Source organism: Vibrio sinaloensis DSM 21326 (genome assembly GCF_000189275.1).
In the GTDB taxonomy this organism is placed as follows: Bacteria; Pseudomonadota; Gammaproteobacteria; order Enterobacterales; family Vibrionaceae; genus Vibrio; species Vibrio sinaloensis.
The window spans coordinates 1-19,902 of record NZ_AEVT01000061.1 but is presented as its reverse complement, the minus strand read 5'-3'; the positions used below and the strand labels follow the sequence as shown (position 1 = coordinate 19,902).

The window sequence follows — 19,902 nt, the reverse complement described above, 5'->3', positions numbered from 1 at the left end:
GGCATCACTTTCCCTCTCCTTTTATCAGGTTGTGAGCTTGGTTGTGAATCAAATGCTGAGAATTTGCACACTATGAATTTATCTTGCTGATTAATGGCTACATTTTCGCCACTATTGCATAAAAGTGACCCAGCCTATGGTTTGAGCAACTTTAACGGTTATAATGCCGTCTGTTTTAAGGAAGTTAGTTAACAACGAGTAGTTATGACCCAATCACAGAATGTTGATCCTATCGAGATCAAGAAGTTTGAAGACATGGCCTCACGCTGGTGGGATCTAGAAGGCGAATTCAAGCCACTTCATCAAATTAACCCACTTCGTCTAAACTATGTTTTGGATAATGCTCAGGGTCTATTTGGTAAGGTTGTGCTCGATGTCGGCTGTGGTGGTGGCATCCTTGCTGAGAGCATGGCAAAAGAAGGAGCCGTTGTGACTGGTCTAGACATGGGTAAGGAGCCATTAGAAGTTGCTCGCTTGCACGCCCTAGAAACCGGCACTAAGTTAACTTACATTCAAAGCACCATTGAAGATCATGCCGCTGAGAATGCAGGAAAATACGACGTAGTCACTTGTATGGAAATGCTAGAGCATGTCCCCGATCCACTTTCTGTTATTCGCTCATGCGCCGCTTTGGTTAAACCCGGTGGCCACGTCTTCTTCTCCACATTGAACCGCAATATCAAATCTTATCTGTTCGCGATTGTTGGGGCTGAGAAATTATTGAAGATTGTGCCTGAAGGTACCCACGACCACGAAAAGTTCATCCGCCCCTCTGAGCTCATCAAAATGATTGACCAGACCAATCTAACGGAAACTGGTATCACAGGGCTGCATTACAACCCATTGACGGATACCTACAAATTGGGCTCTAACGTAGATGTGAACTACATTGTCCATACTCAAAAGTTTTAACAACTCATTAAACACTACATTTAGTGATTAATTCTAAGGCGGTAGCACAGGTTTACCGCCTTTTTTAGTGCTTTTTTAATCAATTTTTGCTGGTCTGATTCCAAAACGACCATATCCAAAATGGCACCCAATTTAGCGTAAAGATCAAGAAATTTTTTTTTGTTTGTGGTTACTTATAAACCAGACGCCGAATCGTATTTTTGTTCATTATTGTCAGCCCTATCCTCATCAGTTAGTAGACACTTACAGTTTTTTTCAAATTTGTTAGTTATCCACAAGTCATCCCAGATCTGCTCCTTGAAAATTCAGATTGATAGCACTATCTTGTACCCGAAAACAGCAACACCCCTATATGTTGTGTTTTCCACTACAATATATAGATAGATTTTGATCACAAAGCCGGTACAAGTTTTACAACAATTACACAAAAATGCGGCTTTTATCAGTTTTGTTAGGGAAATGAAGCAGAATGAACCAACAACTTACCGTTACTAAGCGTAATGGTCGTAAAGAAACTATTGATCTTGAAAAGATCCACCGAGTGATTACCTGGGCTGCTGAAGGCCTAGATAACGTTTCTGTATCTCAAGTTGAACTGCGCGCTCACATTCAGTTCTACGATGGCATTACGACCACAGATATCCATGAAACTATCATCAAATCCGCAGCGGATCTGATCTCTGAAGAGACACCAGACTACCAATATCTGGCTGCTCGCCTGGCAGTATTCCACCTGCGCAAGAAAGCTTACGGCCAATATGAGCCGCCAACGTTGTACGATCACGTTGCTAAGCTGATCGATATGGGTAAGTACGACCAACACATTCTGGAAGACTATACGAAGGCAGAGCTAGACGAGCTAGATGCTTATCTTGACCACCGTCGTGACCTTGATTTCTCCTACGCAGCTGTTAAACAGCTAGAAGGCAAGTACTTCGTTCAGAACCGTGTTTCTGGCGAGATCTATGAAAGTGCTCAGTTCCTTTACATTCTTGTTGCTGCCTGTTTGTTCGCTAAATACCCACAAGAAACGCGCCTTAGCTACATCAAACGTTTCTATGATGCGACTTCAACATTTAAGATTTCTCTACCAACACCAATTATGTCTGGTGTTCGTACGCCTACTCGTCAGTTCAGCTCATGCGTACTGATCGAATGTGGTGATAGCCTAGATTCAATTAACGCAACAGCAAGCTCAATTGTACGTTACGTTTCTCAGCGCGCTGGTATTGGTATCAATGCTGGTCGCATCCGTGCACTGGGTTCAGAGATCCGTGGTGGTGAAGCATTCCACACCGGTTGTATCCCATTCTACAAATACTTCCAAACCGCTGTTAAGTGTTGTTCTCAAGGTGGTGTTCGTGGCGGTGCAGCGACAGTGTTCTACCCTCTATGGCACGGTGAATCACAAGCACTAATGGTGCTTAAGAACAACCGTGGTGTCGAAGAAAACCGTGTTCGTCACATGGACTACGGCGTTCAGCTAAACCGCTTGATGTATCAACGTTTGGTTGAAGGTGGCAACATTACTCTGTTCTCTCCTTCAGACGTACCAGGTCTGTATGACGCATTCTTCGAAAACCAAGATGAGTTTGAGCGTCTGTACGTTAAGTACGAAAACGATCCTTCTGTTAAGAAAGAAACGGTTAAAGCAATCGAGATGTTCTCTATCTTGATGCAAGAGCGAGCGTCAACCGGTCGTATCTACATTCAGAACGTTGACCACTGTAACACTCACAGTCCATTTGACTCTGAAGTCGCACCAGTACGCCAATCTAACCTATGTCTAGAAATCGCGCTGCCGACCAAGCCGCTAACTAACGTAGAAGATGACTCAGGTGAAATCGCGCTTTGTACGCTTTCTGCATTCAACTTAGGGGCAATTAAGTCTCTAGACGATTTCGAAGAGCTGTCCGATCTTGTCGTTCGTGCTCTAGATGCGCTTCTCGATTACCAAGACTACCCGCTTCCAGCGGCATACAAGTCGACAATGAATCGTCGTACGTTAGGTGTTGGTGTTATCAACTACGCTTACTACCTTGCTAAGAATGGCGTGAAATACTCTGATGGAAGCGCAAACGGTCTAACGCATCGTACTTTTGAAGCGATTCAATACTACTTGTTAAAAGCATCTGTTGCTCTGGCTAAAGAACAAGGTAAATGTCCTTCTTTCCACGAAACAAACTATGCGAAAGGTTTGTTACCAATCGACACTTACAAGAAAGATGTCGATTTGGTTTGTGAAGAAGCGCTGCATTACGACTGGGATGGCCTACGTGAAGAGATCATGACTCACGGTCTGCGTAACTCAACATTGACTGCGCTAATGCCTTCTGAAACCTCATCTCAGATTTCTAACGCAACGAACGGTATTGAGCCACCACGTGGTTATGTATCAGTGAAAGCGTCAAAAGATGGCATTTTGAAGCAAGTCGTACCTGAGTTCACTAAGTACAAAGATAACTATGAGCTGCTTTGGAACATTGGTTCGAACGATGGCTACCTACACCTAGTGGGTATTATGCAGAAGTTCGTTGACCAAGCCATCTCTGCAAACACCAACTACGACCCGACTCGTTTCGAGAGTGGTAAAGTACCAATGAAGAAACTGCTCCAGGATCTTCTAACTGCGTACAAGTATGGTGTGAAAACGCTTTACTACCATAACACACGCGATGGTGCGAGTGACGACCAGAAAGACGCTGTACAACCTCAAGATGACGATTGTGCAGGCGGCGGTTGTAAGATTTAATCCATAATCCTATCGTGGATTATTAGGTAATAAGAATTTATTCGCCCCTCTCAGTGAGGGGCATAAAAGGAATTGAGGCATCATGGCTTACAGTACTTTTAATCGAAAAAAGAATGACCAACTAAAAGAACCAATGTTCTTAGGTCAATCCGTTAACGTTGCACGTTACGACCAACAAAAATTTGAGATTTTTGAAAAGTTGATCGAGAAGCAGCTTTCGTTTTTCTGGCGTCCTGAAGAAGTGGATGTATCCAGCGACCGTATTGATTACAACAAGCTGCCAGATCATGAGAAACACATCTTCATCTCAAACCTAAAATACCAAACGTTATTGGATTCTATTCAGGGTCGCAGCCCTAACGTAGCTCTGCTACCACTAGTATCGCTTCCTGAAGTTGAAACGTGGATTGAGACATGGTCTTTCTCTGAGACTATCCACTCTCGCTCTTACACGCACATTATTCGTAATATCGTCAACGATCCGGGTATCGTATTTGATGACATTGTCGAAAACGAGCACATCCTTAAGCGCGCAGAAGATATCTCTCATTACTACGATGACTTGATTCAACTCACCAATGATTACCACCGTTACGGCGAAGGTACTCATACCATCAATGGTGAAGAAGTCTCGATTAAACTTCACGACCTGAAGAAGAAGTTGTACTTGTGTTTGATGTCAGTTAACGCTTTAGAAGCAATTCGTTTCTACGTCAGCTTCGCCTGTTCTTTCGCATTTGCCGAGCGTGAGCTGATGGAAGGTAACGCTAAAATTATCAAGCTAATCGCACGTGATGAAGCATTACACTTAACGGGTACACAGCACATGATTAACTTGCTGCGTAACGGTCAAGACGATTTCTCATTCATGCAAATTGCGGAAGAGTGTAAGCAAGAATGTTTCGACCTATTTAAAGAAGCAGCGGAGCAAGAAAAAGAGTGGGCAGAATACCTATTCAAAGACGGCTCTATGATTGGTCTTAACAAAGACATTCTTTGCCAATACGTTGAGTACATCACTAACATCCGCATGCAAGCAGTTGGACTAGGTGCAGCTTACCCAGAAGCAACCTCAAACCCAATTCCTTGGATTAATGCGTGGTTATCGTCAGACAACGTACAGGTCGCACCGCAAGAAGCTGAAATTTCATCTTACCTTGTCGGTCAGATCGACAGCGACGTCCGCGCTGATGACTTTAAGGACTTCGAACTATAATGCCGCGAATCAAAATCAACGGCGCTACTGCAATTCAATCTAATCCGTCAAACACTGTATTGGAAACAATGGAGAGTGCTGGGTTAGAGCCCGAGTACCATTGCCGAGATGGCCACTGCGGTGCCTGTCGCTGCAAGCTCGTATCGGGAGAGGTAGAATACGTTGGTTTTGCGATGGCTTACGTACAAGGCGACGAAATATTACCTTGTATTAGTAGAGCGAAGACAGATATTGAGTTGAATGAAGTCAACTACTCTATCAAAGAAAAACGCGCATAAATATGCAAAGAAATTTAAAGCCCAGCGCGAGTCGTTGGGCTTTTTTCCATTCTAAGCACGCATATTGGCTCCAGAGAGAAACTCATCAGCGGTAAGCATCGACACCGGTTTATCCGCGATTTCTCTGCCATCGTCATCAAACAACGACAGGCGATATCCCAGCGATGCCCCTTTCCCCTTCTCCTCTGGCGCCGTTAACCAAAGAGAAATCGCATCTAAGTTCTCTGAGCTAACCGCCTCTCCTAAAATGACTTTTTGGCTTGCAACCTTATACCAAACGAGAATTTTAGAGTGCTGGAACATAACGACCTCCCTGGATGAATTTAACGGCGAATGTTTAGTTTAAGATCTAATATCGCAATTGCACGTTGCAAATTAGAGACAAAATTCGCTTCTGTTAGAAATCATCAGCTTAGCCATTAGACAATTTGGTTATATAAAATCATTATGAAAGCATGCGAGTAATAAGAAGCATATTCATTCATTTATTACTGCATGCCACACGGATTTAAAGTGTTGTTTTCACTTTTACGCGACTTACAGCAAGCTTTGCGGTACAAACATTTCTCTGTCGCGCTTGAGAGAGCTGTAATTTGCAAACATCGGTTTCCCTGCAAGGTAGCGACGCAGCATGTCAGCCGCTACAGTAGTGATCAATAACACTTGATCGGCTTTGGTAAACTTGCGATTAAACGACAGCGTTTGACCCCATTCACCATCTCTCGTTGAAATCGCAACAGAAAAGCGTTGCTCGACCACTTTACCAGTGACGATCGCGATGTCAGTCGCGCACTTCTCTTTGGTCGCACCCGCTAAAGCTAATGCCGCCGCTAGCGAATCTTGATCGGCCTGACCAACATCGACTTTATTACCTAGTACCCATCCATGACCGCAGAACTCGGCGGCTTCTTCATTCGAATGTAACCAGTGCGATAAGCTGCCTTGCGTCGACTGCTCTGCCGTAGAGATAGACAACCTCTTTTCTAGAATCAAATGCCCGACATGCTGCTGCATAGACTCATCGACGCTAACCACATTGGGCTCAATTAACTTAAAAATTAGCTGTAGCAGTTTAACTCGGGTATCAACATCGCCCTTCGGGCCAAAAAGCTTCACCTCAATATACGGCAGATAAGAGCGATAACCGAGGAAGTAACCTTGCGGAAGCTGAATCTTATCTAAGCTGTCTGATAACGCAGACTCAGAAGTGCCAAAGGTATGAAGTTTACTGCAATCCATCCCTTGCACCTGAGGAAAGCTGTGTTTCAGGTCTGGCAGTATTTGAGTCTCGGCCATTAACTTGAACTCACTCGGTACGCCCGGAGTAAAGTAAAAATCACACTCGTTGATGCGAACTTTAAAACCACATGCGGTACCAATTGGATTGTCGATCAATGTCGCCCCCCTCGGCAACATTGCTTGCTTACGGTTGCTTTCGGGCATCATCATATGACGAGCCGCAAAGAATTTTTCCAGCCTTTCAACCCACTCCGGAAACTCGACCAATTCCGTTTCAGCGGCAATAGACGCCGCTTCCGCACTTAAATCATCGCTAGTAGGCCCTAGACCACCGTTTACGATTACGACATCACAGTTAAAGCTCAGCATAAGGAGTTCTTCCACCAGCGCTGAGTTCTCGTCCCCGACAGTGGAACGCTTGGTTAAAGAGTAGCCATTTTCAAAAAACAGCTGAGACAGCCAAGCAGCATTTGTATCGACAATGTCTCCATGCAAGACCTCTTCGCCTGTGCTTAACATTGCAATTTTCAACATACATAGTCCTTACTTGTAAGCGTCACACATCGCCTTTATTAATTTGTTCTTTTCACAAGATTTAGAGTAAAAATTTGGCCAAATGTTTCATTAACACAAATTCTAGTTTCCATTCCTCTGACTTTATTGGATAATTGTGATTCTGATCATTAAAATCGCAGTGGAGTTTTCCGTGTTCAAAAAAAGCATTGCCGCTTTAATCTTGTCAACCTCTACCCTAGCTCACGCAAATCTGAGCAACTCTAACCAACATATTGAGTTTTCCTACACGGTTGATCAAGCTGAAAATTACACGTTGTACTCGTATTCAGATCAGTCGTATGCTTCTGCCCCATATCATCTAGGCCTCACTGAAACTGAGCTGAAGCTAGAAGAGCCCCCACTCCCTAAATACTTATCCATACAAAGTGAAAAAGACTGGGATTACCTTACTGGTCAAACCTACACAATTTTAGGTTTGAGTGTTGCAACTGTGGGTTTAATGACGCTACTGCCAGAATCCATTACTAAGTGGGATGCAGAAGACCGAAACCTAAGCGGCCTTGGCACGAAATGGAAAGATAATGTCACAGATGGTCCTGTATGGGACCGTGATGAGCATTTCCTTAACTACATTATGCACCCATACTTCGGTGGTGTTTACTATACAGCTGCTCGTCATGCTGGATTCAACGAATTCGAATCTTTCCTTTACTCCGCTACCATGTCGACATTTTTCTGGGAGTACGGCGTAGAGGCGTTTGCTGAAGTACCTTCATGGCAAGATATCTTTATCACACCATTTTTTGGTGCTGTTGTCGGTGAACTGATGTTTGAAGCAGAGCAGGATATCGTCGCGACCGGTGGTGAAGTCATGGGCTCTGAGACCATGGGTGATGTGACTCTGTTTTTCCTTAACCCAGTGGGTCACATCCATGGTTGGGTCAGTGATGCTTGGGGTGGCAGTGCCGAATTCCAGTACAGCAGCACACCTTGGTTCGGTAACCAAGATGCCGCGCAATTTGCAATGGATGCAGGCGCGAGTTACGACAAAGCATTCTATGGCGTAGAGATGAAAATTAGCTTCTAAGCTCACATCACTATTATTATGAAAAGCGACGCACTCCGTCGCTTTTTTTGTGCTCGGCGTAAAATAACCGTAATTTGAACAACGCATTAGGTAAAAATCTTGACCTGAGTCAAACCCAATACCGCCTCCCATTCTACACTCAAATTAGACCTTCCCTCTCATTGTGTTTCAGGAGGCCCAGTGTGAACACTACCTTTATCGCCAACTTCGTTGGTAAAGCAACACCCGCGACCATCAAGCAGTTAGCCGCAATCACACATGAAAATGGTGGGAAATGGTTAATCAGTAAAGTGAACTTTATCGAAGACCAAGTCGCTGCCGTCATAAAAGTTGATGTCCCTGTAGATAACGCACAAACCGTTCAAGACGCGTTCAAAGGACACCCCGATCTTATTGTGCAAATTGTTGACTCAGACGCTAAAGCACATAACGTTGATACCATTTACCAGTTGCGCTTAGACTCCAATGACCGAGCCGGTATCGTTAACGAAATCACCCACGTGTTAGACGGACAAGGCGTTAATATCTTAGATATGGATTGCCAACGTGTGTTTATTGCCGGAGGTGGCGGTGTCAGTTCGAGCCTATTCACGGCAAACATGGCGATACGCTTACCGAAAGAAATAAGCATTGACGACATCGCAAATGAACTGGAATCTTTGAGTGAAGATACTCGAGTGATGGTGGAAGCGTAAAACCATCCCCTAGTTGTTGGTGGCAACAACTAGGGGCAATCATTTATTAAAAACTAAACTTGTAGCTTCCTTTTAGCATCAAGTTGTTTTCCGTGATTTCATAGTCATACTCGGTTTGAGTAAACTGCAGGCCTAAAGCCCAGTGGTTGAAGTCTAAATCAGCACCCGCACCAAAAGACACACCTTTAATGTAATCGTCCTTAGCACCATCTAAGAACAGAACCTTGTAGCCCAACAAGCCATAAAGATCGACATTGAGTGCGCTACCAGCATCAATTCTCACGCCTAAAGGGATATTACCTGCAATTGAATATTGTTCCGTTGCGTTAGACTCTTTTTCAAAGTCACTGCTACCATATCCTGAAACCGCTAACTCGCCACCAACAATGAAGCGTTGATTGTATATATTCTTCGCACCAACGTGTGCACCGAAAGAAGCACCATTGTTATCCTCTAAGCTATACGAACTTAAATTACCACCTACGTACAACTCTTGTTTTAAATACTCTGGTTGCTCTTCAGCCATTACAGAAAAAGCAGCTGTCATCGACAGCAGTGCGACAAGTCCTTTATTCATTGTTGTTTCCTAAAAATAGACAATTGCGTGGCATTATAATCAACCGCCATGGTTATACAATAAACATATCCCTAAGTGTGATTAATACTTCCTATCAATCATTTAGTGATATTTTGTAACCATTGGTTCTGTTAGAATTCCAAACAATATAAGCTCTATTTCTAGGACAAATCGATCTCATGCATAAGACTAATTTAAGAAAGAGTACATTAGCAGTTGCATTACTTGCGATATTAATATTTGGCTGTAAGGGTGGAAGTGGTGGCAGTGATTTATCTGGAGACAATAGCAACAACAATACATCGTCGTCTGCTACTCCAGCACCTGGTCCAACGCCAACTCCAACCGCAAGTAAAATAAACCTAGCGAGCAGTGTTAATTATGCTGAACCTGTATCGGGAAGCGAAACAAAATACATTGAAGTGACATTAAGTGAAGCGTTAACAACCGACCTGACTCTTTATCTTACGACATCAGATATTAATGCAAGAAGCAGCGGCCAATTTAAGAACTACACAGCAAAAGTAGCGGAAGAATATACTGTCGCTGCTGGTCAAACGTCAGCGGACCTGCCATTAATAATCAGCAATAATAACTACTTTGAAGGTGATGTTACCCTCACTTACTCTATTTCTGCACCGTTGAACTCCGCGTATTCCATTGAGAATGGACAAGCCGTTGTGACGATTTCTGACAATGATGGTGAGCCAACAGTAAGCTTTGGAAAGATCAATCGGACATTACTCGAAGATGAGAGCGACTCATTCAATGTCCAGTTAAGCCATTACTCATCTCTCGATGTTTTATTAGAACTGACGCAAACCGGGTCGGTGAATGAAAACGACTTCACTGACAGCTTAAACAGCGACAAATCTATTGCAATAAACAAAGGCGAGTTGAGCGCGACTTTCTCTGTGACCGCGGTTAAAGATAACATCAGTGAAGGCGCTGAAAGTTTAATTTATACCTTATCCAACCCAACGGATGTCAACCTTGATTCTGATAGAAAGTCGCTTTCCATTTATATCCCAGGCGACAAGCGCTTTAACGATACCGGCTTTGTCACTCGATTTGATGGCACCGACTTCGACAGTACCGGTTCGCAAGCAGACTATCCAAACCAAGATGCGGATTTTGGCTCAGATATCGCACCATCTATGACGCACACAGATGGTCGCTATGGATTCAGCTACAGTAAATTCGACATGCACGGTAACTCATTACCACTAGATGCATTGCAGTACGCATGTATTCGCGATAATACCACGGGGTTGTACATAGAAAATAAACCCTCCGAAACTGTTATTTTACCTGCCAGCGAAGATGCAGTAGAAGCGGAGCAAGATGCACTAAGGGATGACCCAGACAACTACGTCTATCCGGCAGACTATCAATTCGCTTCATTAAATTGGCAAAACGACAGTTATACGTACACCTGGTACGAAGAAGATAATGATCTCAATGGTGGAACGTTAGGCGCGGAAAATATGACGATGCCAGAAAAAGTACCTGTTGATGTGACCTGCGCGATTGCAGAAAACTCTTCAGGCAACCGCCGCTGTGATACCTCTGGTTACCTAAGTCAGATGAATAGATTCGCTGTGTGTGGCTTCACTGATTGGCGTTTACCGACACCAACCGAAATGAAGTCGTTAATTAGCTTCAACGCGGATGACAACGACCAAAACAACCGCACCTTCTTGACGTTTATCCAAGATAAAACCTACTTCACTAGTGCTACAAACGCAGAACGGACGGGGGCAGCGTGGTGCGTTAATACCGTAACTGGGCAAGCAAAACTCTGTCTTAAAGGTTCACATAACTCGGTCATCGCTGTAAGCGGAGGAAAAGAATAATGAAAGCACAATACCTGTTAGCTGGCTTGATACTGGTGGCAAATTCAGCTTGGTCGCAAACCTGTGTTTCTAATCAACCTCTTTTCCAAGAAGCAGAGCAACTCGTCGATCTTGAAGATGGCACCATTCTTGATGTAAAAACCAACTTGCTTTGGTCAAAATGCACACTGGGCCAGAGCTATTTACCCGACTCCAATAGCTGCACCAATGATGGAGCAACCTCGTACTTGACTTGGCAAGACGCTCTCAAAGCGACTGAAGATCCTGCACTTACCACTATTGGCACTGTCACAGGTTTTCGATTGCCGAACATCAAGGAATTGACTTCTATTGTCAATTACCAATGTGTATTCCCAGCCATTGATGTCACCTACTTCCCAGCCACAGAGAACGAGCCTTACTGGACGAATACCCCGGATGCGCCTCGTAATGGAGCGCAAATTAACACGGGCTTAAATGGCCTCGTGATTAACTTTGCTACCGGTGAAGAGTTTATCGATCAGGACAGAGATCGTATTCTTATTCGACTGGTGAAGGATTACCAATAAATACGCCACAAACAAAAAGAGCAGCGAGTTAAACCGCTGCTCTTTTTAGAGATGATGGTGGTTAGCTAACCGACCACTGAGACAGTGAACGCTTAAAATCACTGTAATCAAACTCGTTCAGTTTTTGAATCTCACCATTTGAACGTTCGCAGTACACCGATGGCATACGTAGGCCATTAAACCAGTTTAGTTTCACCATAGTGTAACCCGCGCTGTCTAAAATATGCAGGCGCTGACCAATCTTGATTGGTTGTTCAAATTTGGCCTCACAGAATTGATCTCCTGCCAAACACGAGCAAGATCCAATCACATATTCGTGTTCACCCTCTTCTGAGGCTTCAAGAATCGAAGCTGGCTCATCGTAAATCAACGTATCCAAGCGATGAGCTTCTGTCGCGGAATCAACAATCGCCGTCTTCTTAACATTTTCGACGACATCGACCACTGTCACAACAAGATCGGTGGTTTTGGTAATGATCGCTTCACCGGGCTCTAAGTACATCTGGACGCCGTGTTTCTCTGAGAAGGCTTTCAATGCCAAACCGAGTTTTTCGATGTCATAACCTGGCCATGTGAAGAACACACCACCGCCCATGCTAACCCAATCCAATTTATCGAGATATTCACCAAACTGTTCTGAAATAGAATCGAGCAAGCCGATAAACGCATCTACGTCTTTATTCTCACAGTTCATGTGGAACATAACGCCGTCAATCTCGTCGAAAACCTCTGCGTCGATGTGGTCAGCCTGTACCCCAAGACGCGAAAACTGACGAGCTGGATTTGCTAAATCTTGACCGGCGTAGCTTACACCTGGGTTTAGACGCAAACCAATCGACGCTTTACCTTCAATTATGTGGCGGTAAGCGGCTAGCTGAGACTGAGAGTTAAAAATCATCTTGTCACAAATGTCAGCGACTTCACGCACATCGTCTTCGCTATAACCCACGCTATATGCATGAGTTTCACCGCCAAAAGTTTCATGGCCAAGTTTGACTTCAAACGGGCCTGAACTGGTTGTTCCGTCTAGGTAAGGCTTGATGATGTCGAATACTCCCCACGTCGAGAAGCATTTCAGTGCCAACACCAACTTCACACCCGAAATCTCTTTTAGCTGTTTGGCCTTCTCAAGGTTCTCAATCAACTTATCTTCGTTGATCATAAAGTATGGGGTTTTAAGTTCTTCTTTTTGAAATGTCATTTGATGTACTCAAACAGTATCTGTTAATGAAAAGGCCGATTAATAAGTAAATAACACCTTTCCTTAAAGACACTAATCACTAAAAAGGGAACACTCCATGTCCCCTTCAATCACAACAGTTAAGTTCTTATTTTTTCAGCTCGTGAATAACGGGTAGGCCCTGCCCTGCCTCAAGCTCCTGAACATGCCAATCCAGACCGATACTCGGCATCGTTTCTAAGAACGGATCCGGGTCAAGCTGCTCCATGTTGAACACACCTTTATCTGCCCACTTACCGCGGAAGAACTGCAGCGCAGCCGTGATCGCTGGAACACCTGTCGTGTAAGAAATTGCTTGGTGTTCTACATCTTCGTACGCGACTTCGTGATCCGCGTTGTTGTAGATAAATACGCTACGCTCTTTGCCATCTTTCTTACCTTGAACCCATGTGCCGATACACGTAAGGCCAGTGTAACCAGGAGCAAGTGACGTTGGATCTGGCAATAGTGCTTTCAGTACATGTAAAGGTTGAACCACAGTGCCGTCGTGCAACGTTAGCGGATCTGGGCTTAACAAGCCGATGTCACGCATCACGTTAAAGTAGTTTAGGTAACGATCACCGAAACCCATCCAGAACTCAATACGTTTTGCCGGAATGAACTCTTTCATTGAACGAACTTCATCGTGCGCCATTGAGTACACTTTATGTGAACCACAGTTCGGGAAATCAAACTCTAGCATGCGCGAGTGACAAGGCACTTGTTTCCACTCTTCGTTTTCCCAGTAGAATGAATCGCCTTGGATTTCTAGCATGTTGGTTTCTGGATCAAAGTTGGTCGCGAACTTCTTACCGTGGTCACCCGCGTTAACATCCATAACATCGATTGTGTCGATTTCATCAAAAAGGTGTTTCACGGCGTATGCTGCGAACACTGATACAACGCCAGGATCAAAGCCAGCTCCGAGAATGCCCGTGATACCTGCTTGTGCAAACTTTTCACGGTAGCCCCATTGCCAATCATAAGCTTCGGGTACTTGTTGGCCTTCAGAGCAAAGGTCAACGGCAACCGATGTATCTAGATAAGAGACTTTCGCTTGGTAACAGGCTTCCATAATGGTCATATTAACCCACGGAGGACCTGCGTTAATCACAAGGTCAGGCTTCACTTCATTAATCAGAGCAACTAAAGCATCAACGTCGTCAGCATTGACAGCACGTGCTTCTAGTTTCTTCGTTGCATCTTTTAGGTTGTTTTTCTTATTGATCGATTCAATGATTTTTTCACATTTACCAATCGTGCGAGAAGCGATGGTAATATCACCAAGTACATCGTTGTTCTGCGCAGCTTTATGCGCCACAACCCAACCAACACCACCTGCACCAATCTGTAGAATTGCCATAGTTTTCCGTTACCTTTATTAAACTAGCTCAGCCGCTAGCGTGTTAATTTTTGAAAGCAGTGAATCAAAATCCTCGTGAGAGAGACATGGATTTAGAATCGTGAATTTAAGTGCGGTTTTACCATCAACAATGGTTTCGCCGAGAACAGCGACTCCGCGAGTCAGCGCTTGAAGTCGCAAAGATTTATTCAGCTCGTCCAGATCGGCAGACTCATGAGTCACACGGAACAGTACCGTTGAAAGAGAAGGCTCTGCGAGTAGCTCAAAACTGTCATTGGCACGAATCATTTCCGCAACGTCTAAGGTTTGTGCAAGCAGATGATCGTACATGTCACCTAAAGCTTTAGGTCCAACACTCTGCATCGTCATAAAGACTTTAAGGGCATCAAAACGCTTCGTCGTTGCGATCGATTTATCGACCAAATTCGGTAATTCATCGTGTTCACGATTTAAATAATCCGCGTGATGAAGCAAGAACTTAAAGTTTGTTTGGTCATTGACCAACAATGCGCCGCAGCTGATCGTTTGGTAGAACAACTTATGGAAGTCGACACTGATCGAATGGGCGCGCTCTACCCCTTTCAGGCGAGATTTATGGCTGCTAAGAATTAACGCGCCACCGTAAGCACCATCAACATGCATCCACATGTCATGTTTGGCCGCCATATCGGCAATGAAGTCTAAATCGTCAATCGCACCATGATCAGTCGTGCCAGCCGTACCTACGATGGCAAATGGGATTAGGCCTTGTGCTTTCGCTTGTTCAATGGTCTGGTCAAGTTGTGTCACATCCATCGTACCATCAGAATTAGCAGCAACCGTCATCACCGCTTTTTCACCAAGCCCCATCCACGATGCCGACTTTTGCACCGTAAAGTGCGACTTTTTCGAACACACAATGCGTAACTTGTCTGCGTAATCAGGCAGACCTAGCTTTTGGATCGAGTGACTACTTAGCTTATCCGCTGCCCAGTCACGAGCTAACATCAAACCCATTTGGTTGCTTTGCGTACCACCACTGGTAAAAATCCCGTCTGCCTGCTGGCCGAGCTCGTATTTATCGCATAACCAATTAACGACCTTTTGCTCAACATAGGTGGCAGAGGAAGCTTGATCCCACGAATCCATCGATTGGTTAAGCGCAGCAATCATGGCTTCTGCGGCAACGGCAGGCATTAAAGGAGGTGTATGTAAGTGAGCGATACAATCTGGATGCTGCGTAAAGATAGCGTTTTTAGCCACCAGCTCAGCCGTATCATCAATCACGGCTTTGAGTGAGGCATTTTTGTTGTCAAGGTCAACCGCATTGATGGCCGTTTCTAACAACTTGGGATCCATTCCAGAATAAGGGGCATCGACTTGCTCGAAGACCGACTTCATCGCAGCCGTCGTATGATTCATAACAGAAGCGAACTCCGTGCTACCCATTTCGCCAGTATGAATGAAGTGCTTTTTCCACTCGTCTTGTGGTGCTGATTCTGCATAGCAACCACCGGCAGCGATAATGGCGTCTTCAATAACACGCAGGGCAAAATCGATCTGCTCAAACGTGATGATTAGAGGCGGTAAGAAGCGGATAACCGAACCATCACGGCCTCCCTTCTCTACCATCAAACCGCGCTCTAACGCTGCACGTTGAATCGCTAAAGTTAAATCGCCGTCTGATAGTGGCTCACCAAACTTGTTGAGCTGTCCATTGGGGTTCTTGATTTCAACGCCAAGCATCAGTCCTTTACCGCGAACTTCCGCGATACAGTTAACACGCTTTTGGATCTTTTCGAGTCCAAATCGCAGGTATTGGCCTGCAACGTTCGCGTGATCGACAAGGTTATCGCGTTGAATGATCTCAAGCGCTTTGGCACCCGACACCATGGCAAGCTGATTACCACGGAATGTTCCGGTGTGCTCACCTGGCTTCCACGTATCATGCTGCTTGTTGATGACCAAAAGAGACATCGGCATACCGCCGCCAATCGCCTTCGACAAACAAAGAATGTCTGGAACAATACCCGCTTCTTCAAATGCAAAGTTGTAACCCGTTTTACCAACACCACATTGAATTTCATCAAAAATCAATAAGATGCCGTGTTCGTCACAGATACGACGAAGTTCACGCAACCAAAATGCCGGAGCCGGAACAACACCGCCTTCACCTTGAACAGGTTCCACGATGATCGCAGCAGGTTTCATAATGCCCGCTTCGTCATCGTGCAGGAGCCTCTCGATATAACGGATGCTGGCTTTAGCGCCTTCGTCTCCACCGAGTCCAAATGGGCAGCGCAAATTGTATGGAAAAGGCATAAAGTGAACATCAGACATCAAGCCAGTACGGCGTGCCTTAGTTCCCAAGTTGCCCATCATGCCCATCGTTCCGTTGGTCATTCCGTGATAGGCACCGCGGAAAGCGAACATGGTGTTACGACCCGTTGTTTGTTTGGCTAACTTAATCGCCGCTTCGACAGCATCAGCACCAGACGGACCACAAAATTGGATAACGCAATTATCGCTCAGCTCTTGCGGAAGAAAGCCCTTCACCGATTGGATGAAATGGGTTTTCGCGCTAGTCGCGATATCGAGTGTCTGATAAGGAAGACCAGAATCAAGCTGCTCTTTTAGGGCTTGATTGATCTCTGGGTGATTGTAGCCAAGCGCTAATGTTCCCGCGCCCGCTAAACAATCTAAAAAGAGTTGCCCACGCGTGTCTTCTACCAAGGCGCCATAGGCTTGTTTGATGGCAATGGGTAGACGTCGTGGATAAGAACGTACTTCAGATTCATGCTGCTCTTGTTCGAGTAAAACTGCGTCTGGAGTGAGATCATAGAGACCGTCCAAAACTGGAATCTGAGTTGAAAAAGGTGTTGCGATACCCGTGTTAGTCACTGAGTGATCGACTTCAAAGGCTGTGCTCATGATTTAATCCCTTGAATGTAATTTGTCCCTCTAACGACATATAAGACGAATACGAGGTACAGCAGATCGTTCCGCGCAAACAGTTAAATCGCGCGTACAAAAAATCGCTCCATCAAACTGATGGACTACATAAAAGAAACGAGATCAAGGTTCAGTAATGCAACTGTCCTGTAGAACAGGGCATTGAGGGAGAACTAAGCTGATTAGAGTGTGTTTATTAAGTGAGTTCAATGTTGGGTTTCCCATTCACATGCCGCTCCGCGACATTAGTATCCCGTCTATCGACAAAAGAACTTGCCGATACCTACCCTACGTGATGCTCACTCAGCCCGAATGAACATCTCGCGTATCCCCCAGAATGTCTTAATTGAGAATCACTACCGAGATTGCGCGCGAAGTTATCATAGAACAAAATATTCTGGCAACATTTTTTCACTTTTGATTGCCAAATTATTTATTCATCTATCAAAAAAGCAGCGGGCGTAAATGCCAGCTGCTTTTTGTGCCTCGTGTAGGGATTATCCGTTAAGCTGCATCTGTCTTCAGAACTTGAGTCAACATCTCCAACTCATCTGTGATTGCATTGTTCTCTATCAGTCCAGCCTCAGCAAAACTATCGTAAGCGCCTTCGAGGATGATGGTTTGCTCACGTCCTTCATCGGATACGGTCATAATAACGTCGTCTTCAGAGACAGCGACTTCAATTTGGTCAATCAAATCCCCTACTTCTACGTTGTCATCATCTTGGAGTATTTCTCTCAGGTCGATGAGATCGCTACCCAGCTCGAAGTTGTCGACAACGTCTGTTCCGGTATCTAGCGTTGTGTCTAGCCAGGTAAAGACATTATCCGTATCGTCACCAAGCATCATTTGATTACCTAGTTGCGCCGTGAGATCATCGCCTTCTTGCGCAGATAATACGGTGTATTCTGGCGAATCAGAAACATCTATCGAGACCGTTGCTTCATTACTCACCGCTAAGTCTGAGTCAACCGCAACGTAATCAAACGTAACCTCTTCGGTAATATCTTGCGTACCTTGCAAGTATCGGAACTCCCAGTTACTACCCGTAGAACTTAGCTCCATCATTGTGATCGGGTTGTCTGGTGAAGAGTAGCTAAATTCATACAGCAATTGCTCGTTTCCAATGTCACCGTCATCTTTATGATATTGCTCAACGTGGGTCGTTCCATCGGCAAAGGTATACGTTACTTCCACATAAACATTACTGTTGTTATTGAAGCCAGCTCCCATACCGTCAAGACCAAAGGTCACCACGCCGAGAGGATTATCCGTCAAATCAACGATTAACGTTTCTTGAGCATTGAGACCATTACCATCTGTATCGCCAATACCATAACCGACATGGTCAGCTTCTCCAGCGTACTGTTTAAGCGGCTTGTCGTTATTGTCATCTAAACGAATGCCTATGGTATTACCATTTTCTAGTGTGATTAAACGCTCGGTGTCACTGACATATTCGCCCCAATTGTAGAATCCATCTTCATCAAGCACGATATCTTCCGGGTCTCCGCTATAGCCGATTTCAAATGAATCACCCACACCTGGAACATAGCTGATGTTGTCGGGATTAAACAGTTTACTAGGGTCGATGTCTTCGCCTAAAACGTGTAAATCTGCAGCAGTGATCACTCGAGTATCACCAAAATCATCGGTGTAGAGCAAAGTGCCGTATTCCGGTAGTGCAGTAATCATAACGTTAAGCTGGACACCATTAAAATCATCGTCTTCGTCTGAGATATGATCCTGTTCTTCCACGTCTGAATCAAAAACAATAGGAACAACGATGGCATCACCGGCATCAACATCAAAGTCTTCCGCAACTGGTAATTCATTGACATTCAACTCTGTTAACACCACGTCTATCTCTGTCGACTTTTGAATACCAAAACCATCAACTTCCGTCGCAGCAACCACTAAGGTATGAACATTTGCCAACGCTTCAAAGTTGTTGGTAAATGCAAGGACACCTGCGGCGGTAAGCGTGATGGAGCCATTTGATGGATGGATAGCAAACAGAGGTTCATTGCTGTCGTTAACAACGTTTTCTTCGATGCTGTATGTGACAGCTTCTCCATCGGCATCCGTTGCCGAGACCTGACCGATGACATAGTCATCACTGTTGTTCTCAGCGTAAGAGAAAGAGTACTGTTCACCATCATTCGCGTCGAAGACTGGTGCATTATCGTCTAGGTTTATCTCCTCAAGCGATACATTGATATCAGTTGCTTTAACGTCTCCCAGTCCGTCCACCTCAGTGGCCGTAACGACAATGTTGTGCAGATTATCCTGAAGCTCAAAATCGTTTGTAAAGGCGATGACGCCTGCAACCGTCAGGCTGATTTGCCCATTGCTTGGATCGATTTCAAACAACTCTTGGTCCAAATCATTGGTTACATTGCTTGTAATACTGTACGTGACAGCCTCTCCGTCAGCATCAATCGCCAACACCGTTCCAATCACATAGTCTTCTGCTGAGTTCTCGTTGTACTCAAACGCATAGCTTTCAACCGGCTCATCATCTTCGTAGAAGATCGGCGCATTGTCATCGAGGTTAAGTTCGGTCAACTCGACATCAATCGAGGTCGTTTTAACGTCACCTAAACCTTCGTCTTCCGTCGCCATCACGGTGATGTTGTGAACATTCGCCGCTAGCTCATAGTCATTGGTAAATGCCGCTACACCCGCTGCAGTTAAGCTGATTTCACCACTT

At 44.8% G+C, this 19,902-nt stretch carries 15 protein-coding genes; 8 read left to right on the top strand and 7 right to left on the bottom strand.

The window, feature by feature from the left end; all coding sequences use genetic code 11:
* Window positions 1-204 precede the first annotated feature (204 nt).
* The 4 genes from ubiG to yfaE all read left to right on the top strand — a co-directional run bounded on the left by ubiG (window position 205) and on the right by yfaE (window position 5,158).
* Window positions 205-912: a bifunctional 2-polyprenyl-6-hydroxyphenol methylase/3-demethylubiquinol 3-O-methyltransferase UbiG gene (gene ubiG, locus RH45_RS10765; protein WP_008076945.1), complete on the top strand. Its 708-nt coding sequence runs from the start codon at window positions 205-207 to the stop codon at window positions 910-912.
* A gap of 469 nt (window positions 913-1,381) precedes the next feature.
* Window positions 1,382-3,664, top strand: coding sequence for a class 1a ribonucleoside-diphosphate reductase subunit alpha (nrdA, locus tag RH45_RS10760; protein ID WP_008076943.1), 2,283 nt, complete (start codon window positions 1,382-1,384; stop codon window positions 3,662-3,664).
* 82 nt (window positions 3,665-3,746) lie between these two features.
* Window positions 3,747-4,880, top strand: coding sequence for a class Ia ribonucleoside-diphosphate reductase subunit beta (nrdB, locus tag RH45_RS10755; RefSeq protein ID WP_008076941.1), 1,134 nt, complete (start codon window positions 3,747-3,749; stop codon window positions 4,878-4,880).
* On the top strand, window positions 4,880-5,158 hold the full coding sequence (yfaE, locus tag RH45_RS10750) for a class I ribonucleotide reductase maintenance protein YfaE (protein ID WP_008076939.1): 279 nt from the start codon (window positions 4,880-4,882) through the stop codon (window positions 5,156-5,158). Before nrdB ends, yfaE begins: the two co-directional genes overlap by 1 nt.
* 51 nt (window positions 5,159-5,209) lie before the next feature.
* Here the strand turns inward: yfaE and RH45_RS10745 are convergent, their stop codons facing one another.
* Together RH45_RS10745 and RH45_RS10740 are read right to left on the bottom strand one after the other, a co-directional pair.
* Window positions 5,210-5,461 carry a hypothetical protein gene (locus tag RH45_RS10745; protein ID WP_008076937.1) on the bottom strand — a complete coding sequence of 84 codons (252 nt, stop codon included), beginning with the start codon at window positions 5,459-5,461 and terminating at the stop codon, window positions 5,210-5,212.
* 234 nt (window positions 5,462-5,695) lie between these two features.
* Window positions 5,696-6,931 (bottom strand): CinA family nicotinamide mononucleotide deamidase-related protein, encoded by a 1,236-nt coding sequence (locus RH45_RS10740; RefSeq protein ID WP_008076935.1) that lies wholly within the window; start codon window positions 6,929-6,931, stop codon window positions 5,696-5,698.
* 172 nt (window positions 6,932-7,103) lie between these two features.
* Here RH45_RS10740 and RH45_RS10735 point away from each other — a divergent pair, with 172 nt between their 5' ends.
* Complete coding sequence (locus tag RH45_RS10735) at window positions 7,104-8,000, top strand: DUF3943 domain-containing protein (RefSeq protein WP_039958529.1); 897 nt, start codon at window positions 7,104-7,106, stop codon at window positions 7,998-8,000.
* 182 nt (window positions 8,001-8,182) lie between these two features.
* Window positions 8,183-8,695 (top strand): glycine cleavage system transcriptional repressor, encoded by a 513-nt coding sequence (locus RH45_RS10730; protein ID WP_008076931.1) that lies wholly within the window; start codon window positions 8,183-8,185, stop codon window positions 8,693-8,695.
* A gap of 46 nt (window positions 8,696-8,741) precedes the next feature.
* Here RH45_RS10730 and RH45_RS10725 read toward each other — a convergent pair whose 3' ends face one another.
* Window positions 8,742-9,272 (bottom strand): outer membrane beta-barrel protein, encoded by a 531-nt coding sequence (locus RH45_RS10725; protein ID WP_008076929.1) that lies wholly within the window; start codon window positions 9,270-9,272, stop codon window positions 8,742-8,744.
* Between the two features lie 179 nt (window positions 9,273-9,451).
* Here RH45_RS10725 and RH45_RS10720 point away from each other — a divergent pair, with 179 nt between their 5' ends.
* Both RH45_RS10720 and RH45_RS10715 read left to right on the top strand, forming a co-directional pair.
* Window positions 9,452-11,128, top strand: coding sequence for an Lcl C-terminal domain-containing protein (locus RH45_RS10720; protein WP_008076928.1), 1,677 nt, complete (start codon window positions 9,452-9,454; stop codon window positions 11,126-11,128).
* Entirely contained in the window at window positions 11,128-11,676 is a 549-nt protein-coding gene (locus RH45_RS10715) for an Lcl C-terminal domain-containing protein (protein WP_008076925.1), read from the top strand. Before RH45_RS10720 ends, RH45_RS10715 begins: the two co-directional genes overlap by 1 nt.
* A 61-nt stretch (window positions 11,677-11,737) precedes the next feature.
* Here RH45_RS10715 and nspC read toward each other — a convergent pair whose 3' ends face one another.
* The 4 genes from nspC to RH45_RS10695 all read right to left on the bottom strand — a co-directional run.
* Window positions 11,738-12,877: a carboxynorspermidine decarboxylase gene (nspC, locus tag RH45_RS10710; protein ID WP_008076924.1), complete on the bottom strand. Its 1,140-nt coding sequence runs from the start codon at window positions 12,875-12,877 to the stop codon at window positions 11,738-11,740.
* Window positions 12,878-13,004: 127 nt separating this feature from the next.
* Entirely contained in the window at window positions 13,005-14,258 is a 1,254-nt protein-coding gene (locus RH45_RS10705) for a carboxynorspermidine synthase (RefSeq protein ID WP_008076922.1), read from the bottom strand.
* A gap of 18 nt (window positions 14,259-14,276) precedes the next feature.
* A complete protein-coding gene (locus RH45_RS10700) occupies window positions 14,277-17,168 on the bottom strand; it encodes a pyridoxal phosphate-dependent class III aminotransferase (RefSeq protein WP_008076921.1) in 2,892 nt (963 codons plus the stop codon).
* A gap of 525 nt (window positions 17,169-17,693) precedes the next feature.
* Window positions 17,694-19,902, bottom strand: a 2,209-nt coding sequence (locus RH45_RS10695; protein ID WP_008076919.1) for a cadherin repeat domain-containing protein, incomplete at its 5' end; no start/stop codon positions are given.

Excerpts from the sequence above, each read along its gene's own strand:
- RH45_RS10700 (WP_008076921.1), bottom strand. The coding sequence starts at position 17,168 with ATGAGCACAGCCTTTGAAGTCGATCACTCAGTGACTAACACGGGTATC.
- RH45_RS10705 (WP_008076922.1), bottom strand. The coding sequence starts at position 14,258 with ATGGCAATTCTACAGATTGGTGCAGGTGGTGTTGGTTGGGTTGTGGCG.
- RH45_RS10720 (WP_008076928.1), top strand. The coding sequence starts at position 9,452 with ATGCATAAGACTAATTTAAGAAAGAGTACATTAGCAGTTGCATTACTT.
- ubiG (WP_008076945.1), top strand. The coding sequence starts at position 205 with ATGACCCAATCACAGAATGTTGATCCTATCGAGATCAAGAAGTTTGAA.
- RH45_RS10745 (WP_008076937.1), bottom strand. The coding sequence starts at position 5,461 with ATGTTCCAGCACTCTAAAATTCTCGTTTGGTATAAGGTTGCAAGCCAA.
- nrdB (WP_008076941.1), top strand. The coding sequence starts at position 3,747 with ATGGCTTACAGTACTTTTAATCGAAAAAAGAATGACCAACTAAAAGAA.
- RH45_RS10740 (WP_008076935.1), bottom strand. The coding sequence starts at position 6,931 with ATGTTGAAAATTGCAATGTTAAGCACAGGCGAAGAGGTCTTGCATGGA.
- nspC (WP_008076924.1), bottom strand. The coding sequence starts at position 12,877 with ATGACATTTCAAAAAGAAGAACTTAAAACCCCATACTTTATGATCAAC.
- RH45_RS10715 (WP_008076925.1), top strand. The coding sequence starts at position 11,128 with ATGAAAGCACAATACCTGTTAGCTGGCTTGATACTGGTGGCAAATTCA.
- RH45_RS10725 (WP_008076929.1), bottom strand. The coding sequence starts at position 9,272 with ATGAATAAAGGACTTGTCGCACTGCTGTCGATGACAGCTGCTTTTTCT.
- yfaE (WP_008076939.1), top strand. The coding sequence starts at position 4,880 with ATGCCGCGAATCAAAATCAACGGCGCTACTGCAATTCAATCTAATCCG.
- nrdA (WP_008076943.1), top strand. The coding sequence starts at position 1,382 with ATGAACCAACAACTTACCGTTACTAAGCGTAATGGTCGTAAAGAAACT.